An 18949-nucleotide genomic window follows, 5' to 3' on the forward strand; every position below is an offset into this window, starting at 1 on the left:
TTGATAAATGGGTTAATTAATTATTTGATTTAGTTCTATTTTAAGTTTGATATTTTTATGACTAATTATAATACCCTCGGCAAAAGTAGTGTTTTTTGATACAAAATCGAAAACAACCTTTTCGCTGCTTTTTGAAGCATGTACTAAACGTGATAATTTATTTTCTGCTTTGTTAAAAAAGAAATAATCAAAATTCTTACCATTTTTAGTTTTATAAATCAAAAAATTATTGTTTTCAAATATTTCTTCTGATTTGTGGTTGATTTTAAGCAATATTCTAAAATCCTTTTCCAGAGTATTCAAAATAATTTTCCGGTTTAAGTCATCGATTATATAGTTGACTTTAAAATCATTTTCAGACAATTCAAAATCCATTAATTTATTCCCGAATTCTGTGGTGAATACCACACGGTGTACCGAATCACTAATTCTTTTGGTAATAAAAATGCCTCCCAGTTTATTACCATATACTTCTATATGGGCTTTATAAACATAATCAGTCTGTGGATTTTCAAAATAAGGATTTTTAAATTCAGTAATTGAATTTTCTTTTTTCGCTGCATCAATCTTATAGGAGCTGCACGAAAACAAAGTAACCGACAATAAACTAATTAGTAAAAACCGAGTCATCAAGTTTTGCATTAATTACTTTGTTTTTAAACACAATCCGTGTATAATCTCCCGAAGGCTCAATTAATTTTACCTGTGCTACTGTAGCATCATTTACAGGAAAAAACAATTCTACCTGCTTAATGTATTTTTTTACTGTTGCCGTTTTTGGATTCAATCTGGCAATATAAAAATCCTTTATTTTAAAATAAGAAATGGTAAACTCTTTATCGTCAAACATATTACCGCTGACACTCCCAACAATCAGTTTGTTTATTTTTTCAAACATTTTGCTTTTAGCATCAACTGTACTTTTGTTTCCCTGATCGTTTATATAAATCTTATTATTCTTAAAAATAATACTGTACTGGTAAGGTTTTGTATATTGCCAGTTAAGCATACCAGGTGCTTTAAAAGCCATTTTACCGGATGTTTCTATATCTTTTGACAGAAAATCCATATGCTTGTACTGGATAAAATCGGTTTTAAGAGATTTAATATTTTTTGTTTCTTTTTCTACATCATTTTTAAAATTTGTAATTTCTGCAGGGGACATTTTTTGCTCCTGAGCAAATAAAACAATTGATAAAAAGGAAAATATAACTATTAAAAATTTAGTTTTCATAGGCAGCAATATTCAATAATTGGTCAACTGTAACCATTTCATAACTTTCAGAATGCAAAAATAGCAATAACTGTTCCAAAACGTGTACTGTTTTAATAGAAGTGTCGTGCATTAATACGATTGCTCCCGGAGCTGTACCTTTTATAATTCTGTTTAAAATTTTATCCTCTTCCTGAATTACCGTATCCAGTGAACGGACATTCCACCCTATAACCTTTTGATTTAAAACCGAAACGGCTTTTGCAATATTTGGATTTGTTACCCCAAAAGGAGGTCTGAAAAGCAGGTTATCCTGATTGGTAAACTGTGCTAAAATTGTGTTAGTTTTTTTGATTTCCTCAATGACTTTTTCAGTTGAAAAAAAACCAATCGATTTAGAATGTGTGTAGGTATGATTTCCCACGAGATGCCCTTCAGCAAGGATGCGTTTCAAAATTTCGGGATATTTTTCTATTTGTGTGCCAATACAGAAAAAAGTTGCCTTTGCATTATATTTTTTCAATAAATCCAAAACCTCAATGGTCATTTCATGAGGTCCGTCATCAAAAGTAAGCGCAATTCTTTTATTTTTTTCTAAAGGATTGGAATTGAAAGTTTTTACAAAATATTCCAATCGGATATCAAAAGAACCCCATGAAGTCATTCCTAAAAAGAAAAGAAACAACAGTACGAAATATCCCCACCCTGCATTAAAAACAATGAGAGCGAAAAATAAAATCAAACATAAAACAATACTATTTTTATGCTTTAGCATTTTTGAAGCAAGATTAAACTATGGTCTTTTCCCTGATATTGATTGTACATCAAAACATACTGATATTCTGATTTTTCAATATCATTCATTTTAACAACCGGCGGTATAGTCTGATGTTTTATAATTGATGAAGTCATCCACAATCCAAATCCGCTTGCTGTGTTATACTCACCGCTTAAATGTTTGTAGTAAACCTGCGGTGCATTTTTTAAAAGTTTTTTGGCTCCATCATAAAAATGATCAAATTCTGAGTCACCGTTATTTCCTAAAACTATAGCATCAATTTGTTCTGCTGTAATATTATTTAACGTCAGGAAATTTTGTATAAATTCCTCAACTTCATCAGATTTTATAATGTTTTTTATTTCAACATCCAGCACTTTTGCATAAGAAGAAGCTTTATTCTCATTTTCCAAGGCAAAAAAAGCAGCACCTTCACTAAACACAACTCCTTTAGAAACAGGGTTAACAATTTCACCAGGAAGATCTTCTTCTTTTTTAATTATATTAATTAATTTAAAAAGAGAGATTGTATGTTCAGCAGTTTCATCAATCCCACCTACTAAAACTGACTGCGCCTCACCGGCATCCAACTGCATTTTAGCATCAATTAAAGCTGTTTCCAAAGAAACGGCACCGTTTACATATGTAAAATTATAACTCTTGCACTGCAGTCCCAAAGCAATCTGACCTGCAACCGTATTGTGCGTAGACTGGATAAAAGAAGTTGGCGTCAGGAACTCTTCGTTATTATCCAAAATTGCTTTTAGAAATTTTTCCGAGTCTTCCACACACCCCATCCCTGTTCCGGTAATTATGGCGTCAGGATTTTTTATTCCTGCCTCATTCAATGCTTTTGTAGAAGCATAAATACCCATCTTAACACCTTTTGCCATCCGGCGGATCATTGCCGGCGGAATCAGCTCTTTATATGAAGGCTGCTGTGCATAAATTACTGCGTCAGTAGTATTGACTGCTGTGTTTTCTAAAAATTCAGCTTCAAAAGTATTTTGAGCCGAAACGATTCCCATTCCGTTGATATAACAGCCTTTCATTATTTTTTAGAAAAAATTACAGTTGAACAATTCCCTCCAAATCCAAAAGAATTGGACAATACGTGGTTTATTTCTTTATTTTTTAAAGTCGTTTGCGGTATTAAACTGAACTCTTCCATAGGAGTAACAAAATTCAAATTAGGAAATACCACATTATGCTCTAACGCCAGTATGCTGTAAACCGCCTCAATAGCTGCTGCAGCTGCCAGCGTGTGGCCGGTAAAAGCCTTTGTAGAGCTGAATTCAGGAGAATTTTCTCCGAAAATTCTGATTAAAGCACGTCCTTCAGACAAATCATTATTAGGCGTAGCAGTTCCATGAGCATTGATATAATCAATATCCGAAGGCTGTAAATCAGCTGTCTTTAATGCTTTCTGCATAGCTAAATAAGCTCCGTCACCGTTCTCTGAAGAAGCGGTTTGATGGAAAGCGTCATTTGCATTTCCAAATCCGGAAACATAAGCCAGTACTTTTTTATTGTTTTTCTGAACAATTTCGTCAGATTCAAGCACTAAAAAAGCAGCCGCCTCACCTAAATTCAATCCTTTCCGGTTATTATCGAAAGGTGTATTGTAAGTATCCGATAAAATCATCAGGGTTTTAAATCCGTTGATGGTGAATTTTGCCAAAGCATCTGTACCTCCTACAATTACGCGGTCCAGTTTCCCCTGCTGAATCATACGCGCACCCATCATGATAGCATTTGCTGCTGATGAACACGCTGTACTTACTGTGGAAACAAAACCTTCCAGACCTATATATTCTGCTATTTTATGAGAAGAATCACCGGCATCGTGACTGCTGATATACTTTCTACAGGCTTCATCCTCAAAATATTCGTAATAGAACTTTTCAGTCATATCCATGCCCCCAACGCTGGTTGCCGAAATCAAACCTGATCGATAGTCATTCAGGTTTGAAATCCCTGCATTTTCAACTGCTTTTTTTGCAGCATATGCCCCCAGCATGGCCGTTCTGGAATAATTATTATCGGGTGTCAGGTCAAGAAGCTGCTCTAACTGTGAATTGGTTAATTTAATTTCACCTACTTTAATAACATCTTTGTGAACGGTATGGAAATTTTCAATTGCAGAAATACCTTTTTGTCCTGAAGTTAATGCATTAAAGTTTTCTTCAACAGTTTTTCCTATTGAAGAGATGATTCCCATTCCTGTTATAGCAACTTTCATTTTAAAATTAGATTTTAGAGTTTAGAAACCACATCAGAAATTAGTATTCCTGATGTCCGATTTCTAATTTATTTTGTTCTGTTTGCAGAAATGTATGCTGCCATTGTTTCAACAGACTGGAAAATTGTTTTTCCTTCTTTAGGATCAGTCAATTTGATTCCGTATTCTTTATCTAAAAGTACAATCAATTCCAATGCATCAATAGAATCCAATCCTAAACCATCTCCAAAAAGAGCATCATTATCATTAATATCCTCTACTGCAATATCTTCCAAGTTTAAAACTTCGATGATTTTTGATTTTAATTCGTGTTTTAAAGCGTCCATAATCTATCTGTATATAATTTATTTATTTTTTCTAAACTGTGAGTGTCCGTTTCTCCTTTTTCGACAAGATAAACAACTGCTTTGTAGTTTTCCTGATATAATTCAACCCATCCACACAGGACTTTCTCTGCTTTTTGTGATTCCAAAAGCTGACGGGAGTAATTTTCCATCAATCTGCCCGGAAATTCATCAGACACAAAAAAAATATTTTCCGATTTTAAGTTGTGCTTTATACTTATTTCTCCGATGCAGATATTTGGCAAAGTATAAACAAATACAGCCGGGCTGGGAAAATAATTCTCTTTATCTGTAATTGAATCCTGGTACTTTACATCTGTATCCAAACTTGAGGAACGATTTGCAAAAACGAGCGCAATATCATTTTCTTCATCCATTTTTGCAACCTTTTTCAAAATTATTTCAGAGGACAGAAAAGCCAGCTTGCTCAAAGCATCCATCTTGAAAAATTTAGAATACTCCATTTCAAAATGCTTGTAAGCCGCTTTTGAAAATGCAGCAAAATTTGAATCAGCCAAACTGAACAGTTCCTCACCGTTTACATAAACGGCATTGTCCTGAATGACACAATAATTTGATATTTTATAGTTTGAATCCAAAATTATTTCACTTTTTCAAATAAAACAGCTGTATTACAACCTCCAAAACCGGAAGCTGTTTTCAAAAAACGGTCAATAGTGACTTCATTTTTTTGAGTGATTACATTCACAGGCTGTGTCACACCGCATTCTTCGTACCCTTTAGACACAATTAACCGGTTGTGAACGGCACTTTGCATAGCCAAGACTGTTTCCAGCAGTCCCGAAGCACCCAGCGTATGTCCGTAATATCCTTTTAAACTGTTTACCGGTACGTTTTGCAGCCCTAAACGGTTAAAAGCTATAGCTTCCATTTCATCATTGTACATAGTTGCCGTACCGTGTGCCGAGATATAGTTTATCGAATCAGATTCGATTTGTGCTTCTTTAATAGCACTTGCAATACTTCTGAACAATCCTTCTCCGGTTCTGGAAGGTCCTGAGATATGATTCGCATCATTCACGGCTCCGTCACCTAAAATCTGAAAACTGTGATTATTGACCTCTTCTTCTGAAGAAGTGATATAAACAGCAGCGGCCGCTTCCCCCAGTGTAACTCCATTTCTTCCGGCATCATAAGGCCTGCACGGTGAGGCACTCATTGCCTGAAACGAATTGAAACCGGAAAGCACAAACTCCGAAACCACATCACCAGCCACTACATAAGCATTATCATACATACCGCTTTGGATTAACCGCTTTGCCACGGCTATTGCCAGTACACCCGAAACACAGGCATTTGAAACTACAACAGGCTGTGTTTTAAATCCAAAATAATCACTGATTTTTTTTGCCAGAACGGATAATTGCACAGATTCGATTTGAGCCGTTTCATTTTCCAGCAAATCAATATTTCCTTTAGTGGTAGAAAAAACAAAAGCAGTTCTATCACTTATTTTATCCGATTGCATTAATGGCTGCAACGCCAGAATAAGCATTTTTTCCAGTCTTGAAAAACCTTCCGATTTCTCAATAGAATGAAATGCGGTATTCAGTTCCTCAATATCAATAACCGAAGCATAAAAATTATCCAGCAGACCTGTTTTTTGTTGCTGTCTGATTCCTGAAATACCTTTTTGCACGGCATCCCAGTTTGATACAACATCAAAACCTAAGGGCGTTATACAATTCGACTTGGTTATATATATTTTTCCTGCACTCATTTAAGCAAACCAACTTTACGTTTCCATTCTTCAAAAAAAGTTGGCATATTTAATGACAAATCGCCTTTGGCATCAACAAAAACCTGTATTGTTTCGCCTTTACATACAACATTATCAGCTGTGTCAAAAATTTTATATCTAAAAATCATCTTAGCTGCCGGTGTATCTACAATAGTAGTTTCGATTCTAGCCACATCACCATAACGCAAAGACAATTTGTGTTCACATTCCGATTTTACAATTGGTGTCGTGTAACCATTACGCTGTACATCCAGATATGAAATTCCATGCTCACGGCCAAAAGCCTCTCTTCCATCTTCAAAATAAGTAATGTAATAGCCATGCCAAACAATTCCTAAAGGATCTGTTTCATTAAACCTTACTCTGATATCGTGAGAAATGGTTAATTCCGGCACTTCTTTATACTGCTCTTTTCTTTTTATCATAAATAATGGCTATTAAAGTCGTCAACACAAAAAACAATAGTAACAATGTTATTTCAGGAAGAATATCCAAAACCCCTCCATTACGCAGCAACACATCATAAAAAGCATTCAGTCCCCAATTCATAGGTGAAATATGAGAAAACAACTGCATTATTTTAGGCATGGCAAATACTGGTACCCAAACCCCGCCAATTGCTGCTAAAATCACTACAGATGTTGCTCCGAATGGCGCCGATTGCTCCTGTGTTTTCGCAATTGTACCCAGTAAAATTCCAAATCCCACTGCGGCCAATCCTGAAAAAAGAGCAACAATACTCATCAGCAACAGCTTGCCGTTTATGTCTAAAACCGGTAAATCCAAATAAGGAAAAAGGTAAACACCAACTACCACCATAAGCCAAAACTGAATCATACAAATAATCAGGTAGGTTGCGGTTTTTCCTAAAATAACTATAGCGTAAGGAACTGGATTAGTAATTAAACGCACTAAAGTTCCCTGACTTTTTTCTTTAACAATATTGATTGAAAGAGGCACCACAATGAAGAAAATAGCAAAAAGTGTCCAAGCCGGAACGTTATGCTGTACCGAATTAGGTATTATTTCCTTATCATTCTTCGTAGGAACAATTTCCTTAAACGAAATGAAATTCTTTTGTTCAAACAAAGGCTCGCCTGTTTCTCCAAGCTGATCCTGAAAAGTTGCATAAATTGACTTGGTTTCAATTTGAGAAATCAACTTATCAATAGCACTTTTTACACCATTTTTAAAAGCCAGTTGCGTTGCAGGGTCAAAATAAAGATTTACCTGTTTTGGTTTCAGTTCTTTAGCAGCAACAGCAACTTTCGTAGAATCTTCCATTCCAAAATTACTCAGAATTTTTTCTACATTTTGGTTCACCTTTGTTTGTAAATCTTTGCTCAGGTCATCAGGAATGACAATTGCCATTTGGTACTTTCCTTTAAAAACCAGCTCCTGAGCTAATTCTTCAGTTATCGTTTTTTTATCAATCTGCGAAACGATTTCAAACGAACCGCTTTCTTTAAGATTTTTAACAACCGATCCGGCAATTTCGCCTTTATCATTATCTACAAACAAAACAGGAATTTTTGACTCCGAAACTGTTTTGAATGTACTGTCCTGAATTAATGTGATTGTAATAATTAAAACCAATGGCATTATAAAAAGAATAACCAAACCGCCAAAATCACGCTTCAGCAGTAAAATTTCTTTATAAACTGACATCCAAAATTTATGCATCATCTCTTAATTCTTTTCCGGTTAATGAAATAAAAACATCTTCAAGATTATGCGAATTAGGTGTGCCTGCAATAAGTCCTTCGGGAGTTCCCTGAGCATAAATATTTCCTCTGTCAATGATGGCAATATGCGAACAAAAATCCTGTGCCTCAGTCAAATGATGTGACGTATAGATAATGGTAGTCCCATTTTCATTGAGTTCTTTCAGGTATTCAATAATTACATGCTTTGACTGCACATCCACACCTACGGTAGGTTCGTCCAGAAACAAAACTTTGGGTTCATGAAGAATTCCGGCTATCAGGTTTACTCTGCGCTTCATGCCGCCTGAGAAAGTATCCACTTTTTTATTGGCAAATTTAAGCAAGCCTAAATGCTCCAAAGCAGTATCTACTTTAGTCCTGAGTTCTTTACCTTTAAGCCCGTACATGCTCCCGAAATAGATTAAATTTTCGCGTGCCGTCAATGTGGGATATAAAGCATATTCCTGAGGAACGACACCAATTATTTTTTTTATTTCAGTAGCATTTTTATCGTAAGACAACCCATTAATGGTAAATTTGCCTGAAGTAGGCTTCACCAAACCACAGAGCATTGAAATCAAAGTGGTTTTACCGGCTCCGTTAGGTCCCAGCAAGCCAAAAATTTCTTTTTCCGCCACAACCAGACTAAGATTGTTTACAGAAAAATCTTCAGCCTCTTTATATTTTTTATAAAGTGCTTCAATATGGATAATTGACTCACTCATTTTTAAATAGCTTTTTTAAGTTTTTTGAAGAATGCTTCTTCTAAATCAGATAAATGAAGCAACTCATCTGCAAGACTGTTGTAAACATCCTCCTGATTACTTCTTTTTTTATAAACACGTGCTGCATTAACGGCAAAATCACGCCATTGATCCCCTATGCCGGTCATTTCGGCAGAAAGTTTTTTCAATTCGTCATTTTTCAAAATCTCAGAAGCTTCCTGTAAAAAAGCAGCATAAATAAAACGGAAACCGCCGCCTCCTGTACCTATTTCTTCCTGCATTCTGACCATTTGTGCCAAATAATGATTTGCTACTTTTACCCCTTTTGATTTAGGCCATTTTCTGATACTTCTTGCCAGAAAACGCATTCCTCCAACACCTACAATAGGCATAGGTGCCAGCATAGCATTGCAGGTATCTTTAATCCCTTTTTTAATAGCCGAAGCCAAATTGATATTTTCAGGAATAAATGTCGGGTAGTACATATGCCCTTTTGGTGCTAATGCTCCTTTTGCAAAACGTACTTTTTCAAGTTCATTTTCAGTTAATGTGGTAACCGTTTCCATTACCGGATCACTGATTAAAAAAGTATTTTCATTTTTCCCGTACACCACCAAATTATGGGCATTGAAATGAAAGCGGTACTCATCAGGAAAATACGTCAGATTGTAAACTCCAACCTGCAGTCCTGAAGGTATATTTTTATTTAGATTTTCTTCCAAAGCCTTTTGGGCAGACTGCGGATTCGAAAACCTAACTCTTTTTACTTTTATTCCTAATCTTTTGGCCGCTTTGTTAAAAATAGAGCCAGGCATAGGTCTGTAACTGATAGCCGGAGCATGATTTACTTTTAACAAAGGCAAATAGAAGAAAAACAATCCTGAACCAATACCAAAAACCATAGGCTCACTGATATTAATTCCGTGATGCTTCAACAAATTTGAAGCCACTCCGTTTTCGCAATGCGCAGATTGATGATGAATGAAATTAGTTTCCATTATAATTCTTTAATTCTTCTATTGTAATTTCGAATGCCTGAGCATATTTCGAAAGAATTTTTTCATTTAATTTTTTAAATACCGAAGGCTTGCCATGGCGTTTCACTCTCCATGTCCACATACCCACATAACCTGCCAGTGTTATCCAATCCATTTTATGGACTTCCATAAAATAAACTATTGGACTTGCCACACCGTTTTTTACATCAGATTTGGCCTGCTCAATCCGTTCGTTAATATCCTGAATCGAATTCTCGAGTGCAATTGTTTTAGGTTCCCAACCGGTGCTTAAAGCTGTGGTGTAATTTCCATTTTCATCAGTTGCATAACAAAGCTCTCTCAAATTGCTTTTTGAAAGGTTACTTTTATCCTGAGGTACTTCTTCTTTTTTCATTACTTCTCCTGGATGAATAAATTGATTTCCGCTTCTAAAAGCAATTCCTTATCCATTGTGGTTTTACACAGCATTGTACAAATACTGTAATTCTCTCCATCAAAACGTGAATGTAAAACAGCTTCGGTTGTAATTGTTTCGTCCATTTTAGGCAACGCATACACTTTTGCTTTTTTAATTCCGCTGATAAAACCAATAACTTCAACATCCTCCTTCACTTTTTGATTTTCATCAAGAAAAAAAGTCTGTCCTACAATAGCTGAACAGGTTTGCGCAGCATTTTCAATTAAACCAGCCTCAGAAAAACCATTCGCATCTGCAAACAGATTGTCCGGCTTTATTTTAAAAACAGTCTTTACTTCATGATCATTAAGATCCAAAATAAAATCCACCATAAGCATTGGTGCTCTATGAGGCAGGTAATTTTGAATTTCTATTACATTTTGTAAAAACTCCATACATTATTGTGCTAAAACAGTTTTCATTTGCCCGCGGGCAATTTCTTTATCATCAACTTTAGCAGAAATATCCACTAAAGTAACTCCCATAAACTCATGTAAAACGTTAACCGTAGTTTCTATATTTTTCCCTAAAGAAGGTAAATCTAAAATTTCTATACTTTTAATCGAGCCAATATACCCTGTAGGTGCCGGCTCGTTTTTTAAATAATACTGGTAACCTGTAAATAATGCTACAGATTGTGCCATATGCTCAATAAGTCCTGATTCCTGAAACTTTCCTTCATTAAAAAAAATATTTTCTGAAGAGACTGTTAATCCTGCTTTAACTTGATTTTCATCAAAAGAAAGCAATTTATCAACCATTACAAACGGAAATTTTTGAGGAATTAAGTTCCCAACAAAAGCGGCATCTAAAATAGGTAGTGTTTTTCCCATCAGCAAACTGTTAAATAGGCATAAGAGTATGAGAATCTTCCGCTTTCAGGAACTGACAAAAGAATTTTTTCGCCTTTCTTAAGTTTACCTGAATTCATCAATTCCTCCAACATTAAATATATTGATGCTGAACCAACATTACCAACATTTTTAAGGTTCATAAACCATTTTTCTTTTGGCACTTCAATCCCTTTTTCTGCAAGATTTCTATACAAACCATCTACAAAATAATGAGAGGAAACATGCGGTAAAAAATAATCAATATCACTTACTGTTATATTGTTTTTATCCATAGCCCCTTTCATGCTCAAAGCTCCTTTTTCCAGAATATACTGGTCCAGTAACTTCACATCCTGCTTTATAGAGAAAACTGATTGTTCCAGCCATTCATTGGCATTATAATCACTCCATGGTTTTATACTGCCATCCTCCTGTTTGTCACCACCTGCATACATACATGCTTCCAGTTCATGCGCATAGGAAAATGCCTCCATCCATTCAATTTTTAATGAAATTTCACCTTTTGGTTTATTTTCCAATAAAAAAGCGGCTGCACCATCAGAAAGCATCCAACGTAAAAAATCTTTTTTGAAAGCAATAATAGGCTGTTCTTCCAGATTTTTTAAATTGATTATCTCATTCTCGAATTTTTCAGATTTCATCCAGGTAGAAACTCTTTCCGATCCTGTACAAACAGCATTTTGAGTATTTCCTGATTTTACAGACAAGTATCCGAATTTCAAAGCATTCATACCTGCATTGCAAACCCCTGAAGAAGAGTTCAATTCTACCGATCGATTATTCAATAATCCGTGAACCATAGCTGCATGAGAAGGCAGTAAATTATCCGGCGTAGATGTGCCACATGAAAGCACCTGAATATCATCAACAGAAAACGTATCATCACAGAGCTGTTCGATTGCCAGTTTGGTCAATCCTGCATTTGTATGTGTTGGTACTCCATTTTCATCCAATGCATAGTAACGGGTAACAATACCGTTATTACGCAAAATAATTCTTCTGGCTTTTGATGCCGTATTATTTATCAAACCAAGAAAAGATTCCATTTCGTCATTAGAAATGGGCCTATTAGGCAAAAACTTTCCTGATTTTGTAATGTAAACTTCAAACATAGTATTTTTAAACCCCTTTAAAGTATGTTGTTTCTTTTCTAATCTTATTAAAAACCAATGGGTATTTCAAAAGGTGCAAGATATATACAATTGGTGAGATTAACCAAATTGCAACCAATAAATAAACATTAAATGCTTTCAGCAGTTTAGGGCGTGAATTAGGTCTGTTAATGATCAAATTTGCCCATTTTTTAAACATTTTATTCGCTTTTTTATCCATTTCAACTAAAAAAGGTCTGATCTCGACTGCATCAGCAGCTATTAAATTCTGCTGCAGTGTCCCGAAAGAATTATTTTTTAAATTGTCAAGAATAACTTTCCCGAATTTTGAAGCACCATTGATTTCTTCATCTGAAACCCCCGGCTTGGGAAAAATACCGAACTTTTCCTTTTTCCCTGTAAACATCCATTCAACTATAGTAATTACACTTACATGATTGATATGTCTGTCAACAAGAGCAATATTACCCACTAATTGTGCATTAAGCTCTTTAAGGATAATCTTCATTTTTTCCTGTGCCATTACCCACATGTTACGGGCACCAATTACTGTTACAACCGGAGTTCCGTTAAAAAGTGTTTTAGCATACTCACTCTTTAAAAATGAATTCACAGGAATAGAAGGCGACAGATACCACACCTGATATCCCAGAACAATCAAATCATATTTTTGATTCAATACTTCCTGAGACGGAGGCAGTACTTTTGCCGGAATATGTAAAAATGATTCTGGAAAGGCATTAAAAAAAACTTCCTTTTTCCACGGAAACGGAAAAGGCTTCTCCAAACTGATATCGCAAAACGTAACATTGATACTTTCATCAGAAAGTAAAGGAAGTGCTATGTTTTTAACAATATCCTCAAGCTGTCCTGATTGTGTATAGTATAGAAATAGTACGTTTTTTTTCATTTAAATCAGTTTTTTAATTTCCCCCAAAAATCAAAATAATTAAACCATTGTAAAGGATATTTATCTAAAATAGATTCCACGCTTTGGGTATAGGCTTTTAAAAGTCCTTTTTCATCACGTTGTTTCACTTGTGCTACGCGGGCGTATAAATGATAATGCAAATCAGGTTCCTTCATGACATAAACAAAAACCACGGGAACTTTTAATCTTGATGCTATCAGAAAAGGACCGGCCGGAAACTGGGTTTCTTCACCCAAAATCGTTTCTGATATTGTTTTAGTGCCTTCAAAATAACGGTCACCGGTAAAACAAATCAATTCATTATTTGCTAAAGCACTGTTTATTTCAAAAATATGAGACAAGTCTTCTTTAACAATAATAAATTTTATGGATGATTTGTTAGTTACGCTTTCGAGATATTCTTTGATAATGGAATGCTCCATGTCAGTAGTAACCAAATTAATCTGACAATCCAAATCGATTTCGCCAAAAAAATGTTCGGCTATTTCAAAATTGCCTACATGCGCACTGATTAAAACTCCGCCTCTTTTTTCTGCCAACAAATCTTTCAGTAATTCTATACCATCAAATTCATAGGTGAATTTATTTCTCAATCCGGCTGAAATTGCTGTCTTATCGATAATGGTCTGTCCAAAAGTAAAATAGCTTTTATACACACACCATTTTGCCTTAAAAAAAGAATATCCTAACCGGTCATGAAAATAATAATACATGGCACGATTTGATTTCTTTTCGAATAAGAAATAATAAAAAGCTACAAAAATCAAAACAGAATAAGCTGCTTTGATTCCGAGCTTTTTTATACAGAAAACAAATATTTTATATCCTAGAAGCGTTCCTTTAGATTTTCCGTCCCACTCGCTCATTTAGGTTATCCCTTTGCTTTTATTTTATTTTCTATTAAATCGTAAAACTTTTGAAATGTATCAATACCGATAAAATCAGCTTCTCCTAACTTTACACCAAAATTTGCTTCGATAGTCACTACTAAATCCACGTAATCAAGACTATCCAGCCCTAAAGTTTCCTTTAGACCTGCTTCTGGAGTAATTGTATCCCCATCTACTTCAAATTCTTCAACCAAAAAACCGTTGATAATGTCAATAATTTCTTCTTTAACCATTGTAAACACTAGACTTTTTTAACTATTAATGCCGAATTTGTACCGCCAAATCCGAAAGAATTCGACAAAAATAGGTCAATTTTTTTATTTATGGTAGTTGTAGCTAAATTTAATTTTTTAGAATCTTCGTCAGGAGTTTCAAAATTGATGTTTGGAGCTACGAAAGAATGCTGCATCATTAAAATGGAATAGATCACTTCACTTGCACCCGCCATCCAGCATTCATGACCCGTCATCGATTTTGTAGAACTCACCAAAGTATTGTATTCTCCAAAAATCTGATGTATTGCCTTAGCCTCGTTTGCATCACCTACAGGGGTAGAAGTAGCGTGGGCATTTATATAATCTATCTGGCTTGGGTCAACGCCTGCCTGTTCAAGAGCTTTTTTCATTGCTGCCGCAGGCCCATCAACATTTGGAGTTGAAATATGTCCGCCGTTTGATGAAAATCCGTAGCCTACCACTTCAGCTATAATTGGAGCACCTCTTTTAACAGCCGACTCATAACTTTCCAAAATAAGTGTTGCTCCCCCGCCTGAAGGAACTAATCCGTTACGGGAAGCATCGAAAGGACGTGAAGCATTTGTCGGATTTTGTTCATCTGTGGAAAAAACACCAAGACCGTCAAAACTTGCCATAGCATACTTATTGATTTCCTGGGCTCCGCCGCAGATAATCATATCTTGAAGTCCGCTTTTGATCAGATGAAATCCCAAACCTACCGAGTGTGATCCACTGGCACAAGCGGCACTGATTGTAAGATTTACACCTTTCAGTCTGAAAACAGTCGATAAATTCATAGTTACTGTGGAATTCATCGATTTGAAAATAGCTCCGGAACCTATCAAAGCTGTATCTTTTTTATCCCGGATAATATCTGTAGCCTCTATAACTGCAAGTGAAACGCTGTCGTTCCCATAAATAATACCTACTTCGTTTTCATCAAAGAAGCTGTCTTCTATTTTAGCATTTTTTAATGCTTCAATAGTAGCCATATAGGCATATTCTGTTTCTTCACCTATGCTGATACGTTGTCTTCGGTTTAGCAGACTTTTTAAATCAGGTCTGGGAACACTTCCGGTTAAAGCCGAACGAAAACCAAAACCTTTTCTTTCCTCATCAAAAATAATTCCTGACTTTCCTTCATAAAGCGAATTTTTCACCTCGTCCAACGAAGTACCAATACAAGAATAAATCCCCATCCCGGTTATAACCACTCTCCTATCCATTCTTCAAAAAAGTAATTTTATGAATAAATCCCACCGTTTATATTAATAATCTCTCCTGTTATATAGCCTGCTTTTTTAGAAGCCAGAAAACCTACTAAATCAGCTACTTCCTGTGCTTCACCAAAACGATTTGCCGGAATTAGTTTCACTAATTCTTTTTCATCCAGATCCCCTGTCATATCCGTTCTGATAAAACCCGGTGCTACAGCATTTACAGTAATATTTCTTTTTGCAACTTCCTGAGCCAGTGCTTTAGTTGCTGCCACAACAGCTCCTTTTGCCGCCGAGTAATTTGTCTGGCCTGCAGTTCCTTTTACACCGGAAACTGAAACCATATTTATAATTCTTCCGTATTTATTACGCAGCATTTTCTGCATAAAAAAACTCGTTACATTGAAAAATCCGTTAAGGCTGGTATTAATAACATTATTCCAATCTTCATGCGACATCCACATAAACAAACCGTCACGGGTAATCCCTGCATTATTTACAATAACTTCAACAACAGCATCCGGATTTGCATCCTGCCATGCCGTCAAAGAATTTTTAACATCCTCAGCATCAGCGACGTTAAATTTAATAATTTCACCGGTAGCTCCAAATTCTTTAACTTTTTCCAAAGTATTTTCAGCAGCTTCCTGATTACCCTGATAGTTGATCAGGATATGGTAATTTTTATCTTCAGCTAATTTTTGACAGACTGCGCTTCCAATTCCCCGGGAACCGCCTGTTACTAAAGCACATTTCATATTAGTATATATTCTTTTAATTCAATTATTTAGAAAACAATTCAGCGTTGTCATACCATTTGGCTGACAAAACTGTTCCGTCTTTTTTAAGGAAACCCCATTTATTAGTGTATTTCACCCTGGCCAAACCATTTTTGAAATTTTTATCTTTCGAGGAAACATTACCAAATTCAGGTGAAATTTCAAATTTACAGGCAATAACATTTTTACCTGTTCTATCTATATAACCCCACATCATTTTTCTTACCGGTGCCAATCCTTCAGCATTAAAACATTCTGCATCTTCAAACTGCGGTTCAATAATCCATTTGCCTGATGCATCGATATAACCCCAGCCCCCGCCTTTTTTTGCAGGTGCCAATCCTTCGGAAAATCTTTTTAATTTACTGAACTGAGGGGCTATTTTCCAATTACCTTCAGTATCAATAAATCCAAAATCTCCATTTTTTTTCGCCACAGTCNAAATCCAAAATCTCCATTTTTTTTCGCCACAGTCCAACCCTGTCCGTCAAAATCGAAAATTTTATCTACACCTTCCAAAACTTTAAAAACGCCATCTTTAACAACTCCAAACTGCTTTCCGTTTCTTGCCCAGGTTACATTCGTTGAATAATCGCCTATTTCATCATAATCAACAGGAACTATCTCTTCACCTTTCGTATTTATTATTCCCCATTTTTCGCCAATTTTCACTTTGGCAAATCCCTGATAAAAAGAGCGGATCACATCATATTTTGGTGTTACAATTACTTCCATATTAGTGTTGATAAGACCTATTTTAGCATTTTGTCTTATAAAAGCCACACCTTCTTCAAAATCAAAAACTTTTTCCGAAGGCGGCACACCTATTCTTTCGCCTTTTGAATTGATATAAAACCACTCTTTATTCACCAAAACAACACAAATGCCGTTGTTAAAATATTTGACTCTGTCAAACTGAGGTTTTATCTCCAGTTCTCCCTTCAAATTTATAAAACCCCATTTATTATCTATCAATACACCTGCATAGCCTTCTGAAAAGCTTCTGGCATCTTCAAACTGAATTTCTTTAAAAAAATTTCCTTCCCGATCTAAAAAACCTGCTTTACCTTTATCCCTGACCAATGCAAATTCCTGTGCAAAAAATGAGCCGTTAAATAAAACAAATAAGAAAAATATATTTTTCATTTTAAACAATCAAAAATTAAGCCATCAAATAATCTTTCACTTTCTGTACAAAAGGGTACATCACCATATCTTCTTTAAATTCAGGTACAATTTTTCGAACTTCATCATAAATTGATTTTGTTGTCGAAGACACTTCATTTTTAAATCCTAATGCATCTATAGCCTGAACAACAGTGATTAATTCAATAGCCAAAACCTCAAAAGCGTTTTCAACCACTTTTCCGGCCATAACCGCAGCATTCGTTCCCATACTGACGATATCCTGATTATCATTATTATTAGGAATACTATGCACATACATAGGATTAGACAAAGTTTGTGACTCCGCAGTTGTTGAAACAGCTGTAAACTGAACTCCCTGCATACCGAAATTAAATCCTAAAGTTCCTAAATTTACAAAAGGAGGCAAAATTTCATTAATTTTAGAATTCAACAAATAATTCAACTGTCTTTCAGCAAGCATTGTCAGTTTAGCCACAACAATTTTCAATTTGTCCATTTCTAAAGAAATGTAATCTCCATGAAAATTACCACCATGATACACATGCTTGTTTTTCACATCAATAATAGGATTATCATTAGCAGAATTAATCTCGTTCTCCAAGACTTTTGCAACTCCGTTTATGGTATCCAAAACAGGGCCTAAAATTTGAGGCACACATCGTAATGAATAATACTCCTGAACTTTTTCTTTAAAAACATCTTCAGTATTATCTCCTGAATACAAATGATCTTCTCTTTTTCTTACCAAAGAACTATCGGCTAGGTGATTTCTCATTTTTCTGGCAATCTCCTGCTGCCCGAAATGATGCTTGACACCGTTTAATTCTTCTGATAAATGATCGTCATATGCCTGTACCAGTTCATTTATGGCACACGATATTTTAACTGACCAATCCAAGACCTTTTCTGCATTATATACATTAACTATACCGATACCTGTCATTACAGAAGTACCGTTCATTAATGCAAGTCCTTCTCTTATTTCTACATTTATAGGCTGAAGACCTTCAATTTCAAAAACTTCTTTAGTGCTTCTCCTTTCTCCTTTATAAAAAACTTCCCCTTCACCAATCAAAGTAAGCGCTAAATGTGCCAGCTGCACCAAATCACCACTTGCCCCAACACCACCGTGCTCAAAGATTAATGGAGTAATATCACGGTTTATAAATTCTTTCATTAAATGGATCAATGAAGGATGCACACCGGAATTACCCAATGACAATGTATTTAATCTGGCTAAAATTGCCGATTTAACATATATCGGACTTAAAGGTTTCCCTGTTCCTGACGAGTGACTTCTTATTAAGTTATACTGTAACTGCAATCTGTCTTCATCCTTAATACGGTACTGGGCCATAGGACCAAAACCGGTATTAACTCCATAAATAACTTTATTTCCCGAAAATTCTTTAAGGAAATTAAAGCTTTCTTCAACTCTATTAATTACCGCATCACTTACATCAACTTTATTGTTATCAAAAACTATTGATGTAAAATCTTTTAAACTTAAAAATTCGTTAATCGTACTCATTAATTTAATGTTTTTACCTACAAGA

At 35.3% G+C, this 18949-nt stretch carries 24 protein-coding genes; all 24 read right to left on the bottom strand.

Going from position 1 to position 18949, the window contains the following annotated elements; translation table 11 throughout:
- Window positions 1–12: 12 nt before the first annotated feature.
- Window positions 13–630, bottom strand: a complete 618-nt coding sequence (locus tag EZM65_RS09055) for a hypothetical protein (protein ID WP_248574848.1) — start codon at window positions 628–630, stop codon at window positions 13–15.
- On the bottom strand, window positions 608–1234 hold the full coding sequence (locus EZM65_RS09060; RefSeq protein ID WP_136668236.1) for an outer membrane lipoprotein carrier protein LolA: 627 nt from the start codon (window positions 1232–1234) through the stop codon (window positions 608–610). The genes EZM65_RS09055 and EZM65_RS09060 overlap by 23 nt, the downstream gene beginning before the upstream one ends.
- Window positions 1224–1988, bottom strand: a complete 765-nt coding sequence (locus tag EZM65_RS09065) for a polysaccharide deacetylase family protein (protein WP_136668237.1) — start codon at window positions 1986–1988, stop codon at window positions 1224–1226. The genes EZM65_RS09060 and EZM65_RS09065 overlap by 11 nt, the downstream gene beginning before the upstream one ends.
- Window positions 1982–3043, bottom strand: a complete 1062-nt coding sequence (locus EZM65_RS09070) for a beta-ketoacyl synthase N-terminal-like domain-containing protein (RefSeq protein WP_136668238.1) — start codon at window positions 3041–3043, stop codon at window positions 1982–1984. Before EZM65_RS09070 ends, EZM65_RS09065 begins: the two co-directional genes overlap by 7 nt.
- Window positions 3043–4233 carry a beta-ketoacyl synthase gene (locus EZM65_RS09075; RefSeq protein WP_136668239.1) on the bottom strand — a complete coding sequence of 397 codons (1191 nt, stop codon included), beginning with the start codon at window positions 4231–4233 and terminating at the stop codon, window positions 3043–3045. The genes EZM65_RS09070 and EZM65_RS09075 overlap by 1 nt, the downstream gene beginning before the upstream one ends.
- A gap of 68 nt (window positions 4234–4301) precedes the next feature.
- Entirely contained in the window at window positions 4302–4559 is a 258-nt protein-coding gene (locus tag EZM65_RS09080; protein WP_136668240.1) for a phosphopantetheine-binding protein, read from the bottom strand.
- Window positions 4547–5176 (bottom strand): 3-oxoacyl-ACP synthase, encoded by a 630-nt coding sequence (locus EZM65_RS09085; protein WP_169051683.1) that lies wholly within the window; start codon window positions 5174–5176, stop codon window positions 4547–4549. The genes EZM65_RS09080 and EZM65_RS09085 overlap by 13 nt, the downstream gene beginning before the upstream one ends.
- Window positions 5177–5178: 2 nt before the next feature.
- Window positions 5179–6318 carry a beta-ketoacyl synthase gene (locus tag EZM65_RS09090; protein WP_136668242.1) on the bottom strand — a complete coding sequence of 380 codons (1140 nt, stop codon included), beginning with the start codon at window positions 6316–6318 and terminating at the stop codon, window positions 5179–5181.
- A complete protein-coding gene (locus tag EZM65_RS09095; protein WP_136668243.1) occupies window positions 6315–6764 on the bottom strand; it encodes a thioesterase family protein in 450 nt (149 codons plus the stop codon). Before EZM65_RS09095 ends, EZM65_RS09090 begins: the two co-directional genes overlap by 4 nt.
- Window positions 6739–8025, bottom strand: coding sequence for an ABC transporter permease (locus EZM65_RS09100; protein ID WP_248574849.1), 1287 nt, complete (start codon window positions 8023–8025; stop codon window positions 6739–6741). The genes EZM65_RS09095 and EZM65_RS09100 overlap by 26 nt, the downstream gene beginning before the upstream one ends.
- Complete coding sequence (locus tag EZM65_RS09105) at window positions 8015–8770, bottom strand: ABC transporter ATP-binding protein (RefSeq protein ID WP_136668244.1); 756 nt, start codon at window positions 8768–8770, stop codon at window positions 8015–8017. Before EZM65_RS09105 ends, EZM65_RS09100 begins: the two co-directional genes overlap by 11 nt.
- A 2-nt stretch (window positions 8771–8772) precedes the next feature.
- Window positions 8773–9768 carry a BtrH N-terminal domain-containing protein gene (locus EZM65_RS09110; RefSeq protein ID WP_136668245.1) on the bottom strand — a complete coding sequence of 332 codons (996 nt, stop codon included), beginning with the start codon at window positions 9766–9768 and terminating at the stop codon, window positions 8773–8775.
- Window positions 9758–10162, bottom strand: coding sequence for a hypothetical protein (locus EZM65_RS09115; protein WP_136668246.1), 405 nt, complete (start codon window positions 10160–10162; stop codon window positions 9758–9760). Before EZM65_RS09115 ends, EZM65_RS09110 begins: the two co-directional genes overlap by 11 nt.
- On the bottom strand, window positions 10162–10620 hold the full coding sequence (locus EZM65_RS09120) for an ABC transporter permease (RefSeq protein WP_136668247.1): 459 nt from the start codon (window positions 10618–10620) through the stop codon (window positions 10162–10164). Before EZM65_RS09120 ends, EZM65_RS09115 begins: the two co-directional genes overlap by 1 nt.
- 3 nt (window positions 10621–10623) lie before the next feature.
- Complete coding sequence (locus EZM65_RS09125) at window positions 10624–11058, bottom strand: hypothetical protein (protein ID WP_136668248.1); 435 nt, start codon at window positions 11056–11058, stop codon at window positions 10624–10626.
- Window positions 11058–12191, bottom strand: coding sequence for a beta-ketoacyl-ACP synthase III (locus EZM65_RS09130; RefSeq protein WP_136668249.1), 1134 nt, complete (start codon window positions 12189–12191; stop codon window positions 11058–11060). Before EZM65_RS09130 ends, EZM65_RS09125 begins: the two co-directional genes overlap by 1 nt.
- 7 nt (window positions 12192–12198) lie before the next feature.
- The gene (locus EZM65_RS09135; protein ID WP_136668250.1) at window positions 12199–13101 is read right to left on the bottom strand and encodes a dialkylrecorsinol condensing enzyme DarA; all 903 of its coding nucleotides are present in this window, start codon (window positions 13099–13101) and stop codon (window positions 12199–12201) included.
- A gap of 5 nt (window positions 13102–13106) precedes the next feature.
- Window positions 13107–13988: a lipid A biosynthesis acyltransferase gene (locus EZM65_RS09140; RefSeq protein ID WP_136668251.1), complete on the bottom strand. Its 882-nt coding sequence runs from the start codon at window positions 13986–13988 to the stop codon at window positions 13107–13109.
- 5 nt (window positions 13989–13993) lie between these two features.
- Window positions 13994–14245, bottom strand: a complete 252-nt coding sequence (locus EZM65_RS09145; RefSeq protein WP_136668252.1) for an acyl carrier protein — start codon at window positions 14243–14245, stop codon at window positions 13994–13996.
- An 8-nt stretch (window positions 14246–14253) separates the two neighbouring features.
- Complete coding sequence (locus EZM65_RS09150; RefSeq protein WP_136668253.1) at window positions 14254–15474, bottom strand: beta-ketoacyl synthase; 1221 nt, start codon at window positions 15472–15474, stop codon at window positions 14254–14256.
- Between the two features lie 17 nt (window positions 15475–15491).
- Window positions 15492–16223, bottom strand: coding sequence for a 3-oxoacyl-ACP reductase FabG (fabG, locus tag EZM65_RS09155; protein ID WP_136668254.1), 732 nt, complete (start codon window positions 16221–16223; stop codon window positions 15492–15494).
- Window positions 16224–16248: 25 nt separating this feature from the next.
- Complete coding sequence (locus EZM65_RS09160) at window positions 16249–16680, bottom strand: WG repeat-containing protein (protein ID WP_169051684.1); 432 nt, start codon at window positions 16678–16680, stop codon at window positions 16249–16251.
- Complete coding sequence (locus tag EZM65_RS09165; RefSeq protein WP_136668256.1) at window positions 16623–17390, bottom strand: WG repeat-containing protein; 768 nt, start codon at window positions 17388–17390, stop codon at window positions 16623–16625. The genes EZM65_RS09160 and EZM65_RS09165 overlap by 58 nt, the downstream gene beginning before the upstream one ends.
- A gap of 16 nt (window positions 17391–17406) precedes the next feature.
- Window positions 17407–18924 (bottom strand): histidine ammonia-lyase, encoded by a 1518-nt coding sequence (hutH, locus tag EZM65_RS09170; protein WP_136668257.1) that lies wholly within the window; start codon window positions 18922–18924, stop codon window positions 17407–17409.
- Window positions 18925–18949 lie beyond the last annotated feature (25 nt).

This window comes from Flavobacterium sp. H122 (assembly GCF_004959765.1).
Classification (GTDB): domain Bacteria; phylum Bacteroidota; class Bacteroidia; order Flavobacteriales; family Flavobacteriaceae; genus Flavobacterium.